Source organism: Caulobacter hibisci, from assembly GCF_016135805.1.
Lineage (GTDB): Bacteria > Pseudomonadota > Alphaproteobacteria > Caulobacterales > Caulobacteraceae > Caulobacter > Caulobacter hibisci.
Map to the genome: position 1 here is coordinate 453408 of NZ_JADWOX010000001.1, position 12113 is coordinate 465520.

Here is a 12113-nt window from a genome sequence, read left to right on the forward strand (position 1 = left end):
CGTGTGACGGGAGACTCGCCGCAGTTTTGCTGCGGGTCTTGAATGAATTTCCTCAGTCGGCGGCGCATCTTGATGCTTGCGCCGAAATCAAACGCTTGTAAGGGTTCCCTAGGGGTAAAGGGGATTGAAGTCTTGAGTCCGTCTACCGAGATCGCCGCCGGCCACGAGGCTGATGCGGGGGAAACCGAAGCCGTCACCAAGAACCTGGTGTTCACGGCCGCCGAGCGGCTGTTCGCCCTGCACGGCTTCCAGAACGTTTCGGTGCGCGACATCACCGCCGCGGCGGGCGTGAACCTAGCGTCGGTGAACTATCACTTCGGCTCCAAGGACGCCCTGCTGTTCGACATCTTCAAGCGGCGCACGGCCGAGCTCAATCGCGAGCGGGCCAAGATGCTGCACGAGGCCAACGATCGGAACGAGGGCGCGCCGCCGGTGCGCGAGATCCTGGCGGCCCTGCTAACCCCGCCGCTGCGCTGGCTGGCGCCCGACCACGAGCGCCGCATCTCGCTGCAGTTCCTGATCCGGGCCCGCAGCGAGGGCACCGACGAGATCCGCACCGTGCTGAAGACCGACGTCTCGCACCTGCGCCGCTTCTCCGACGCCCTGCTGAAGGCGCGGCCTGATTTGTCGGCCGAAGACGTCTACTGGCGGCTGCACTTCACCCTGGGCATGCTGCACAACAACCGCTTCGCCGAGTTCGACCGGCTGAACGTGCTGTCGGAAGGCCAGACCAGCGAGGCGGACGTGGTGGCCCTGCTGGAGCGGATGCTGAGCTTCGCCGAGGCCGGGTTCGCGGCCTGAAGCCTTTTGTCCCGTCATTCCCGCCCTTGTGGCGGGAAACCCTGTTTCCGCCCGCACGTGCCGCGCAAGCGGATCGCTGGCGATCCGCCCCTACCTCCCTTGCGGCTGACAGAGGGGTTCCCGCCACAAGGGCGGGAATGACGGGCGGACAGGGGGAGAGGGTTTGCGAAACGCGCACCACCACCCATTCCGATCACCTGCACGAATCACTGGTATGTGAGGAACGTTCGTCGTGTCAGCGGGTTAAGGTGGCCCCATGGCTCGGCTCGGCATCACTCACGAGACGCATTACAGCTACGAGCGCCCGGTGGCGTTCGGGCCGCATCGGCTGCTGATTCGGCCGCGCGACAGCCATGCCATCCGCATCGTCGAGGCCTCGCTGGCCACCTCGCTGCCGGGGCAGAGGCGCTGGTCGTACGACGCCAACGGCAATTGCGTCTGCACCTTCCAGCCGGAGGGCAAGGCCAACCACCTGACCATCACCAGCCGCCTGGTCATCGACCGCTTTCCCGCGCCCCTGACCGACTCCGCGGTGGCCGACCCACACACCGTCTCGCCGATCGTCTACGGCCGCGAGGACCGGGCGGTGCTGGACCCGTTCATCCGTCCCGCCACCGAGGACGCCGACCGGGTGATGCTGCGTTGGCTGCGCGAGCAGATGGAGCGGCCCGACGAGCCGGCGCTGGACTTCCTGCTGCGGCTCAATGCGACGATCCACGACCAGTTCGAGTACCAGGCCCGCGCGGCCGAGGGCACCCAGAGCCCGGCCCTGACCGTGGCGCGCGGCGTGGGCACCTGTCGCGACTTCGCCTGGCTGATGGTCGAGGCGTTGCGGCGGCTGGGCTACGCGGCGGTGTTCGCCACCGGCTATCTGTACAGCCCCGGCCATGGCCAGAATCCCGGCGGCGGCAAGATCCGCGGGGCCGGCGCGACCCACGCCTGGTGCGAGGTGTTCCTGCCCGACCTGGGCTGGACCGAGTTCGACCCCACCAACGGCATCGCCGAATCCGAGGACCTGATCCGGGTGGCCGCCACCCGCACGCCGGCCGAGGCTCTGCCGGTCTCGGGCACGGTGATCGGCGATCCGGGACTTTCCGAACTCAGCGTCGTCGTCGACGTGCAGCAGCTGGACGGGCTGTGCGAGGCGGCTTGAGGAAGATCAACGAGACGCGCGGTTAGGGCGCGCAGACTAAGACTTGCAGATGGGAGGCGTCGCCATGATCAAGATGTTCCAGCACCAGAAGCCGATGACCGACTTCGCGTTTTCGAAGTCGGAACCCAAGGCCCAGCACGGCCAGAAGCCGGCCAAGGAATGCGTCGAGCTGAAGGACGAGAAGCGATCGTTCGAGCCGCGTCCGGGGCATTGAGCGAGGCGGTCTCCATCTCTCAGCTGTCATCGCCCGCTTCATGCGGGCAACCCAAGCTGAGTTGGCTCCATACTGACGCGCCGCTTGGGTCGCCCGGACAAGCCGGGCGATGACTTTCAGAAATGGATGTCACCCCCGCCGCAGGATGAACTCCAGGTCCTGCACCCGGCCGACCGGGAAGAAGTATTCGCCGACCTTCTCGAAACCCAGCCGGCCGTAGAGGCGCTGGGCGCCGTAGTTCTCGGACCAGACGCCGATCCACAGCGGGCGCGGGCCGTCCTGTTCGAGCCAGTCCAGGGCTGTGTTCAGCAGCAGCGAACCGGCGCCGCCGCCCTGGTGGGCCTTGAGCACATAGATTCGGTAGAGCTCGCCATGGCCCGGCTGGACGTCGGGGTGGGGCAGGTCGCAGGGGCCGGCCAGGGCGTAGCCGATCGCGTCCCCGTCCTTTTCCAGGATCCAGCAGGCCTTGTCGGGATTGGCGAGGTCGCGCTGCGTGCGCTCCAGGCCGTAGGCATAGGCCAGGAAGGTCTCCAGGTCCTCGGGCGGATAGAGGTGCGCGAAGGTCTCGGTGAAGGTGCGCGCCCCCAGGGCGGACAGGATCGGGGCGTCTTCGGCGACGGCGCGGCGCAGGGTCGTGCTCATGGCGCAGGTGATGCCTCGAAAAAGGCGGGGCGGACAAGCGCCGTCGCGCGTTTTCGAAAAGCGATTGGTCTTATGGCGACCGGCCGACAAACCGCCTAGGTAGGGGCCGCGCTACCGGTCGCCCAAGGGGCCTGGTCGACCGCGTGCTTGCCAAGCGCGCACGGGCGTGTCATGACAACGTTGTCATAGGGTGGACGAAAAGTGACCAAGAAAAAGACCGAGAACGGCGAAACGGGCCGCGAGGTTTTGGTGCTGCTTGGCGGCGCCGGCGATCTGGCCCTGCGCATGCTGCTGCCATCGCTGTATTTCCTGGAAGTCGACCGGCTGCTGCCGCACGACCTGAAGATTTTCGGCGTCGCCCGCGGCGATCACGACGCGGCCAGCTATCGCAAGCTGGTGCGCGAACACCTGGGCAAGCGGGCCAATGTCGAAGAGGCCGCCTGGGAGCGCCTGGCCGCCCGCCTCGACTACCTCTCGGTCGACATCACCAAGGAAGAGGGGGCTCAGGCCCTGGCCGACAAGATCGGCGCGCACGACTCGCTGGTGGTGTTCTTCGCCGTCTCGCCCAGCCTCTATCCACCCGCCTGCCTGGCGCTGCAGGCCGCCGGCCTGACCGGCCCCTCGACGCGCCTGATCCTTGAAAAGCCGATCGGCCGCGATCTCGAGAGCTCGAAGATCACCAACGCCGCCGTCGGCGCCGTGGTCGACGAGAGCCAGATCTTCCGCATCGACCACTATCTGGGCAAGGAGACGGTCCAGAACCTGACGGCCCTGCGGTTCGCCAACGTGCTGTTCGAGCCGCTGTGGGACCACAACTCGATCGACCACGTCCAGATCACCATCGCCGAGACCGAGAAGGTCGGCGACCGCTGGCCCTATTACGACGAGTACGGCGCCCTGCGCGACATGCTGCAGAACCACCTGCTGCAACTGCTGTGCCTGGTGGCGATGGAGGCCCCGTCGGGCTTCGACCCCGACGCCGTGCGCGACGAGAAGGTCAAGGTGCTGCGCAGCTTGCGGCCCTTCGACAAGGAGAACGTGGCGCACGACACCGTCCGCGGCCAGTACGTGGCCGGGGTGGTCGAGGGCACGGCCCGCACGGGCTATCTCGACGAGGTGGGCAAGGGCTCCAAGACCGAGACCTTCGTGGCCATGAAGGTGGCCATCGACAACTGGCGCTGGGCCGGCGTGCCATTCTTCCTGCGCACCGGCAAGAACCTGCCCGACCGCCGCACCCAGATCGTCGTGCAGTTCAAGCCCGTGCCGCACAACATCTTCGGCCAGGTGACCCAGGGCGAGATGCAGGCCAACCGCCTGGTCATCGACCTGCAGCCGGAAGAAGACATCTCGCTGAGCGTGATGACCAAGCGTCCGGGCCTGTCGGAAGAGGGCATGCGGCTGCAGTCGCTGTCGCTGAAGCTGAACATGGCCGCCCCGGGCAGCCGTCGCCGGATCGCCTACGAGAAGCTGCTGCTGGACGCCTTCCGCGGCGACCGCACCCTGTTCGTCCGTCGCGACGAGGTCGAGGCCGCGTGGCGGTTCGTCGACGGCGTGGCCAAGGCCTGGGCCGAGGCCGGCATCGAGCCGGCGCCCTATGCCGCCGGCACCTGGGGTCCGCCCAGCGCCGCCTCGCTGATCGCGCCGCAGGGCCGGGCCTGGAAATCGTGATGGGTGCGCGCAACATGCCCAAGATCGAAGTCTTCCCGACCCGCGACGCCCTGTACGACGCCGCGGCCTCGACCCTGGCCAACGCCCTGACCACCACGGTGGCCAGCCACGGCAAGGCCGGCTTCGCCGCCACCGGCGGCAGCACGCCCGAGCCGGTCTATCAGCGCCTGTCCACCCTGACCCTGCCCTGGGACAAGGTGACGGTGACCCTGACCGACGAGCGCTTCGTGCCCGCCTCGGACCCGAGCAGCAATGAGGGCCTCGTGCGCCGCTCGCTGTTGCAGGGCGAGGCCGCCAAGGCCGGTTTCGCGCCGCTCTATGCCGACCCGGCCTCGCCGGAAGCCGCGGCCGACGCGGCGCAAGCCGGCGTGGCCGAGGCCCTGCCGTTCGGCGTAACCCTGCTGGGCGTCGGCGGCGACGGCCACTTCGCCTCGCTGTTCCCCGGCAACCCGGTTCTGTCCGAGGGTCTGGACCTGGAGACCGAGCGTCTGGTGCTGGCCGTGCCGAAAGGCGAGCCGGCCCCGGACCTTCCTCGGATCAGCCTGACCTTCAAGGCGTTGATTCAAACGTCGCTGATCGTCCTGCTCGTCACGGGCGAGGCCAAGCGCAAGCTGCTGGAAGGCCCGGTCGATCCGAGCCTGCCGGTGGCCAGGATTCTCGATCAGGACCGCGTGCCGGTCCGCATTCTCTGGGCGGAGTAGTCAGATGGCCCTCAATCCCGTCATCGCCGAAATCACCCAGCGCATCGTCGAGCGCAGCCGCCCGACCCGCGAGGCCTATCTGGCCCAGATGGAAGCCGCCGCCCTGGCCCAGCCGGGCCGCGCCAAGCTGTCCTGCGCCAACTGGGCCCACGCCTTCGCCGCCTCGCCGGCCGCCGACAAGGTGCGGGCGCTGGATCCGAACGCGCCGAACCTGGGCATCGTCTCGGCCTATAACGACATGCTGTCGGCCCACCAGCCGCTGGAAGAGTATCCGGCGCTGATCAAGGAGGCCGCCCGCGAGGTCGGCGCCACGGCCCAGTTCGCCGGCGGCGTGCCGGCCATGTGCGACGGCGTCACGCAAGGGCGCCCGGGCATGGAGCTGTCGCTGTTCTCGCGCGACGTCATCGCCATGGCCACGGCCGTCGCCCTGACCCACGACGCGTTCGACGCGGCCATGTATCTGGGCGTCTGCGACAAGATCGTGCCGGGCCTGGTGATCGGGGCCCTGGCCTTCAGCCACCTGCCGGCGGTGTTCGTGCCGGCCGGTCCGATGACGTCCGGTCTTCCGAACTCCGAGAAGGCCCGCATCCGCGCCCTCTACGCCGAGGGCAAGGTCGGCCGCGACGAGCTGCTGGCCGCCGAAAGCGCCAGCTATCACGGCCCGGGCACCTGCACCTTCTACGGCACGGCCAACACCAACCAGATGCTCATGGAGCTGATGGGCCTGCACCTGCCGGGCTCGGCCTTCGTGCATCCCAACACCCCGCTGCGCAGCGCGCTGGTCAAGGAGTCGGCCCGCCGCGTCGCCGCCGTCACCCACAAGGGCAACGACTGGATCCCGGTCGGTCGGGTGATCGACGAGAAGGCCGTGGTCAACGGCGTCGTCGGCCTGATGGCCACCGGCGGCTCGACCAACCTGGCCCTGCACATCGTGGCCATGGCCCGGGCGGCGGGGATCCTGCTGACGCTGGAAGACCTGGACGACATCTCCAAGGCCGTGCCGCTGCTGGCCAAGGTCTATCCGAACGGCTCGGCCGACGTGAACCACTTCCAGGCCGCCGGCGGCATGGCCTTCGTGGTGCGCGAACTGCTGAAGGCCGGCATGGCCCACGAGGACGTGCTGACCATCGCCGGCCCCGGCCTGTCGAACTATCACCAGGAGCCCTACCTGGACGGCGACGAGCTGAAGTGGCGCGAAGGCCCGGAGGTCTCGCTCGACGAGGCCATCCTGCGCCCGGTCGACAACCCCTTCAGCAAGGAAGGCGGCCTCAAGCTGCTGGCCGGCAACCTCGGTCGCGGCGTGATCAAGATCTCGGCCGTGAAGCCCGAGCACCACGTGATCACCGCGCCCGCCGCGGTGTTCCAGGAGCAGGAAGACTTCATCGCCGCCTTCAAGCGCGGCGAGCTTGAGCGCGACGTCGTGGTGGTGGTGCGCTTCCAGGGCCCGTCGGCTAACGGCATGCCCGAGCTGCACAACCTGTCGCCGTCGATTTCGGTGCTGCTGGACCGCGGCTTCAAGGTGGCCCTAGTCACCGACGGCCGCATGTCGGGCGCCTCGGGCAAGACGCCGGCCGCCATCCACGTGACGCCGGAAGCCGCCAAGGGCGGGCCGCTGGCCTACGTCCAGGACGGCGACGTCATCACCATGAACGCCGAGACCGGCGAGCTCTTCATCCATGTGGACGAGGCCGAACTCCTCGCCCGCACGCCTGCACCAGTCCCGGCGTCCAAGCCGGGCTTCGGGCGCGAACTTTTCGGCTGGATGCGACACGGAGTCGGCGCCGCCGACGCCGGCGCCTCCGTGCTGTTTGCATAAAGGGAACGGGAAACCCAATGAACGGCGCCAACGCAAATGGTCTGGGTTTGGTCGGGGACATCGGCGGCACCAACGCCCGCTTCGCCCTGGTCGACTTCGACGGTCCCGATCCCCGGCTGATCGAGCCCACCGCCTATAAGGGCGCGGACTACGACACGGCCGAGGACGCCATCGAGGACTACCTGGCCAAGGTGGGGGTCAAGCACCCCGACCAGGCCGTGGTCGCGGTGGCCGGCCCGATCGAGCATGGCGCCGTTCACTTCACCAACATCGACTGGAAGCTGTCGGAAGACAGCCTGCGTCGCACGGGCGGGTTCCGTAACGCCCGGCTGATCAACGACTTCACGGCCCAGGCCCTGGCCGCGCCGCGCCTATCGCCGAAGGACCTGCGCCAGCTTGGCCCGCTGCCGACCTCGGGCGAAGGGGATCTGGCGATCATCGGCCCGGGCACGGGCTTTGGCGCCGCCGGCATGGTGCGTCGCCATGGCTGCGACACGCCCCTGACCACCGAGGGCGGCCATATCTCGTTCGCGCCGGTCGACGACCTCGAGATCGAGATCCTGCGCGGCCTGCAGGCGATGTACGGCCGCGTGTCGGTCGAGCGCATCCTGGCGGGCCAGGGCATGGAGGACCTGCACGTCCTGCTGGCCAAGATCGAGGGCCGTCCGGTCGAGGAGCTGGCCGCCAAGGCCATCACCGAAGGCGCCGTGGCCGGCCGCGAATGCTGCAAGACCACGGTCGAGCGGTTCTGCGCCATTCTCGGCTCGACGGCGGGGGATCTGGCCCTGGCGCTCGGCGCGCGGGGCGGGGTGTTCATCGCCGGCGGCATCGCGCCCCGGATCGTCGACCTGCTGGAAGCCAGCGCCTTCCGCGCCCGCTTCGAGGCCAAGGGCCGGCTGTCGGACTATGTGAAGGCCATCCCGACCCACGTGATCTTGCATCCCCACACCGCCCTGATCGGCGCGGCGGTGGCGATGACGCCGGACGGGCAGGCTTCGATTTCGTAGGGATTCTGTGCGTGGTCCTCGCCCTTCGACAAGCTCAGGGTGAGGACCATGGCCAGCATTCAGGACGTATAGAAACCTCATCCTGAGCCCGTCGAAGGACGAGGTTTCCGGCACGAGGCGCGCTCCCAAAACCTCCGTTTTCAGCACCCCCGTCCAAAAAGGGGTCGCCTTGACAAGGTTGTCATGGCCTGTTGTCTCGCTTGAAGGCTGAATCACGCCGCGCGAGGCCCCTAGTTGAACGCCAAGGTTACGATCCACGACGTCGCCCGCCTGTCGGGCGTATCGATCAAGACCGTGTCGCGGGTGCTCAACCGCGAGCCCAACGTCAAGGCCGACACTCGTGACCGGGTGCAGGAGGCGGTGGCGTCGCTGAACTACCGGCCCAACATCTCGGCCCGCAGCCTCGCGGGCTCGAAGGCCTATCTGATCGGCGTGTTCTTCGACAACCCCAGCCCCGCCTACGTCACCGACGTGCAGCTGGGCGCCATCGGACGCTGCCGGACGGAAGGCTATCACCTGATCGTCGAGCCGCTCGACTCGGCCGGCGACGTCGAGGAGCAGGTGGCGCCGATGCTGGCCACCCTGCGCATGGACGGGGTGATCCTGACCCCGCCGGTCTGCGACGACGCCCGGGTGCTGGCCGTGCTGGACGCCGAGGGCGTGCCGTATGTGCGGCTTTCGCCCGACAAGGATCTCGACCGCTCGGCCTATGTGCGGATGGACGACGTGGCCGCCGCCTATGAGATGACCGCCCACCTGATCAAGCTGGGCCACAAGGACATCGCCTTCATCAAGGGCCACCCCGACCACGGCGCGGCCCACCTGCGCTATGACGGCTATGCGAAAGCCATGGCCGAGCACGGCCTGGCGGTGCGCGACGACCGCGTGGCCCAGGGCTATTTCTCGTTCCGCTCGGGCTTCGAGGCGGCCGAGGTGCTGCTGGCCGGCGAGGACCGCCCGACCGCCATCTTCGCCTCCAACGACGACATGGCTCTGGGGGTCATGGCCGTGGCCAACCGCCTGCGGCTGAACGTGCCCGAGACCCTGTCGGTGGCCGGTTTCGACGACACGCCCGGCGCCAAGGTGGTGTGGCCGCAACTGACCACGGTGCGCCAGCCGATCCAGGCCATGGCGGCGGCGGCGGCCGACCTGCTGCTGAGCGGCGCGGCGCGCGTCGACGAGGGCTCCTCGCCGCCCTCGCGCCTGCTCGACTTCGATCTGGTGGTGCGGGAGTCGACGGGGCCGGCGGTCTGAAATTTCCAGCTTGAGGCGATAGATCGAGGTCTATTGCGACCCCGTGCCAGGCTTCCCAGTGTTCGATTGTGTCGTTGTCTTGCCCTTTTCGTCGAGCGTCGTAAAGGCTCGGTCGATTATGGAGCCGAGCATCTTTTCGTAAGATCCGTTTTGCAGATACCCGTTCATTTGAGCGTTACATATCTGCCAGGAAAGCTGCCTGACGACGTCCGATACTTCGGATCTTTCCACGGTTTTTGAGAGTAGCTCTGAGTATTCTTCCTTCAAAGCCTGCCCAGATTTGACGGATAGGTCGCTTTTCGCTGATCGAGCCGATATGGCGTCCGCCTGGGTTTCAGCGCAAATAATGTACGCCTTAATTTCTCCGTTGGATCCTAGAACGCGAGCGGCGCGCACTAGTCTTCGATCACCCGAAACGGTCTTGAGCTTATTGGGGCCTTTGTCCGTGTCGAGGTGGTCCGAGGTCACTGGACGGTTGAACACCTGATAGAGGGTGCCAGCGCATCCCGAGGTCATCAGAGCTGATACGCTAAGCACCAAAAGGGGTAACAGTTTCATTTCACCCTCCTCTGAAAGCTAGAGCTTAGGTCGCCCACTGAGTGAGTTATTGAATAATTCAACCATGTGGTGATTTGCGTGCGGCCCAACGATAGGTCGGGTAGACCGCGAACTTTCGGATGACGAGGGTTTGAGTTTCGGAAGGGCGGCCGGCGGCCTAGACCGCCGCGCCCTCGCGCAGCCAGGCGTCGACCTTGGCGTAGAGCACTTCCTTCTGGATCGGCTTGGCGACGTGGTCGACCATGCCGGCCTCGCGGCACAGGGCGATCTGCTGGGGCAGGGCGTCGGCGCTCATGGCGATGATCGGCACGGCGCAGGCCGGACCGGGCAGGGCGCGGATGGCTCGGGTGGCGGTCAGGCCGTCCATGCCCGGCATGTGGATGTCCATCAGCACGATGTCGAAGCCGCCGGCCTTGGCCAGTTCGACCGCCTGCAGGCCGTTCTCGGCGGTGACCACCTCGCAGCCGGCCACGGTCAGGAAGGCGCCGCCGATCTCGCGGTTCATCGGGTGGTCGTCGACCAGCAGGATGCGGGCCGCGGCCGTGCGCTCCAAGCCCGTGTCGGCGGCGGGCGCCGGCGCCTCGCAGGGCTGGGCCGTAAGCTCGATCCAGAAGGTCGAGCCCTGGCCCGCGTGGGCGATCATGCCGATGCGTCCGCCCATCAGCTCGACCAGCGCCTTGCTGATCGCCAGGCCCAGGCCCGCGCCGCCGAAGGCGCGGGTGACCGAGCTGTCGCCCTGGGAGAAGCGCTGGAACAGCCGGTCGCGCAGTTCGGGCGGCACGCCGATGCCGGTATCGCTGACCTCGACCCGCAGGGCGTCGGCTCCGGCGCCGGCCGAGACCGACAGGCGCGCGGTCACGCGGCCGGCCGGTGTGAACTTGACGGCGTTGTTGAGCAGGTTGAGCAGCACCTGGCGCAGGCGGGCGGCGTCCAGGCCGTGATGGCGGCCGGTCTCTCCGGCGACCTCGATATCCAGCGCCAGCCCCTTGGCCTGGGCGTCCTGGGCGACGATCGCGGCGGCGTCGCGCAGCACGGCCTCGGCGCTGGCCGGGGCGATCTGGAGCTCCACCCGGCCGGCCTCGACCCGCGAGAAGTCGAGCACGTCGTTGACCAGGGTCAGCAGGGCGCCGCCGGCGCCGTCGATCAGGCTGACATGGCGGCGGGCCTCGGGGGCGAGGTCGTCGCGGTCGGCCAGCAGGCGCGTGAAGCCCAGCACGCTGTTCAGCGGCGTGCGGATCTCGTGGCTCATGGTGGCCAGGAACTCGGTCTTGGCCTGGCTGGCGGCCTGGGCGCGGGCCTGGGCCTTGCGGGCCAGGCCCTGGCGGCGCACCAGAAGGCGCTTGAGCCGCTGCTGGTTGGCCAGGGCGAGGGCTGCGGTCATGCAGGTGAAGAGCAGGGCGCTGATCAGCAGTTGCAGGGCGTGCATCCGCTCAGACGCCTGGGCGCGGGTCGCGGCCTCGGCGGTGAGGCCCAGCACGTTCAGCGGCGCGGCGATGGCGGCGATGATCACCGTCGCCCAGGCCGCGCCCTTGGGACCCAGCCTGAAGGCGGCCAGCACGCCGACCGGGAAGACCAGGAACGGCAAGGTGTGGCCCGGGCGGCCGAAGGCCAGCCCCGCGCCGACGGCGACGGCCAGGTAGCAGGCGAGCTTCTCCCACGGCGACCGCTCGAAGCCGTGCGGAATGTCGGGATCGAACAGGATCAGGGTGACGGGCAGGCCGACGGTCATGCCCAGCAGGTTGATGAACAGCCAGTTCTTGATCAGCACGTGCAGGGGGACGTGCAGCATCGGCTCGCTGGCGAAGGCGCCGAACACCGCCAGGCCGACGCTGACGGGGAGGGCGAGGCCGACCACGGTGAGGGCGCGCCGCAGGGTCTTCAGCCGGGGCGGGCCGCCATAGACGCGGCCCAGCACCAGGGCGATCAGCACCGCTTCGATGGAATCCAGCGACGTGAACAGGCCGGTCATGGCCGGCGGCGTGCCGCCGATGGTGTCGAGCACCAGATGGCTGATGGCGCTGACGGCGAACAGGATCGCTGCGCGGCCCGGCGTCAGCATCAGCAGGCCGGCGGCCAGCACGCCGTTGCAGGGCCACAGCGAGGCCATGCCGGACGGCCCTCGGGTGAGCAGGTCGCAATAGCCGATCACGACGGCGTAGGTGACGATCAGCGCCAGTAGCAGGCGCGTCTGGCGAGGCTCGCCCTCGAATCGTTTCACTGCACTCAAGACGCTCGTCCTCGACCCACTGAACTCGATCGAAATCGCGAGCAAATTCGCGCAGATGCACGCCTATAAGGT

The 12113-nt window shown here is 68.1% G+C and carries 11 protein-coding genes; 8 read left to right on the plus strand and 3 right to left on the minus strand.

Translation table 11 applies throughout. The features are described from left to right. Window positions 1-132: 132 nt before the first annotated feature. The 3 genes from I4Q42_RS02250 to I4Q42_RS02260 all read left to right on the plus strand — a co-directional run bounded on the left by I4Q42_RS02250 (window position 133) and on the right by I4Q42_RS02260 (window position 2168). The gene (locus I4Q42_RS02250) at window positions 133-801 is read left to right on the plus strand and encodes a TetR/AcrR family transcriptional regulator (RefSeq protein WP_198574429.1); all 669 of its coding nucleotides are present in this window, start codon (window positions 133-135) and stop codon (window positions 799-801) included. Window positions 802-1057: 256 nt separating this feature from the next. Further along, window positions 1058-1954: a transglutaminase family protein gene (locus tag I4Q42_RS02255; RefSeq protein ID WP_198574430.1), complete on the plus strand. Its 897-nt coding sequence runs from the start codon at window positions 1058-1060 to the stop codon at window positions 1952-1954. Window positions 1955-2018: 64 nt separating this feature from the next. Beyond that, window positions 2019-2168 carry a hypothetical protein gene (locus I4Q42_RS02260; protein ID WP_198574431.1) on the plus strand — a complete coding sequence of 50 codons (150 nt, stop codon included), beginning with the start codon at window positions 2019-2021 and terminating at the stop codon, window positions 2166-2168. Window positions 2169-2297: 129 nt separating this feature from the next. Here the strand turns inward: I4Q42_RS02260 and I4Q42_RS02265 are convergent, their stop codons facing one another. Then, a complete protein-coding gene (locus I4Q42_RS02265) occupies window positions 2298-2810 on the minus strand; it encodes a GNAT family N-acetyltransferase (protein WP_198574432.1) in 513 nt (170 codons plus the stop codon). A 201-nt stretch (window positions 2811-3011) separates the two neighbouring features. Here I4Q42_RS02265 and zwf point away from each other — a divergent pair, with 201 nt between their 5' ends. The 5 genes from zwf to I4Q42_RS02290 all read left to right on the plus strand — a co-directional run bounded on the left by zwf (window position 3012) and on the right by I4Q42_RS02290 (window position 9256). Then, window positions 3012-4478: a glucose-6-phosphate dehydrogenase gene (gene zwf, locus I4Q42_RS02270; protein ID WP_198574433.1), complete on the plus strand. Its 1467-nt coding sequence runs from the start codon at window positions 3012-3014 to the stop codon at window positions 4476-4478. Next, window positions 4478-5179, plus strand: coding sequence for a 6-phosphogluconolactonase (gene pgl / locus I4Q42_RS02275; RefSeq protein ID WP_408611031.1), 702 nt, complete (start codon window positions 4478-4480; stop codon window positions 5177-5179). The genes zwf and pgl overlap by 1 nt, the downstream gene beginning before the upstream one ends. Before the next feature lie 4 nt (window positions 5180-5183). Then, entirely contained in the window at window positions 5184-6995 is a 1812-nt protein-coding gene (edd, locus tag I4Q42_RS02280; RefSeq protein ID WP_198574434.1) for a phosphogluconate dehydratase, read from the plus strand. Window positions 6996-7012: 17 nt separating this feature from the next. Beyond that, complete coding sequence (glk, locus tag I4Q42_RS02285; RefSeq protein ID WP_198574435.1) at window positions 7013-8002, plus strand: glucokinase; 990 nt, start codon at window positions 7013-7015, stop codon at window positions 8000-8002. A gap of 234 nt (window positions 8003-8236) precedes the next feature. Further along, the gene (locus I4Q42_RS02290) at window positions 8237-9256 is read left to right on the plus strand and encodes a LacI family DNA-binding transcriptional regulator (RefSeq protein ID WP_198574436.1); all 1020 of its coding nucleotides are present in this window, start codon (window positions 8237-8239) and stop codon (window positions 9254-9256) included. 30 nt (window positions 9257-9286) lie between these two features. Here I4Q42_RS02290 and I4Q42_RS02295 read toward each other — a convergent pair whose 3' ends face one another. Together I4Q42_RS02295 and I4Q42_RS02300 are read right to left on the minus strand one after the other, a co-directional pair. After that, complete coding sequence (locus I4Q42_RS02295) at window positions 9287-9814, minus strand: hypothetical protein (RefSeq protein ID WP_198574437.1); 528 nt, start codon at window positions 9812-9814, stop codon at window positions 9287-9289. Window positions 9815-9971: 157 nt separating this feature from the next. Further along, a complete protein-coding gene (locus tag I4Q42_RS02300) occupies window positions 9972-12032 on the minus strand; it encodes an ATP-binding protein (protein ID WP_332873006.1) in 2061 nt (686 codons plus the stop codon). Window positions 12033-12113 lie beyond the last annotated feature (81 nt).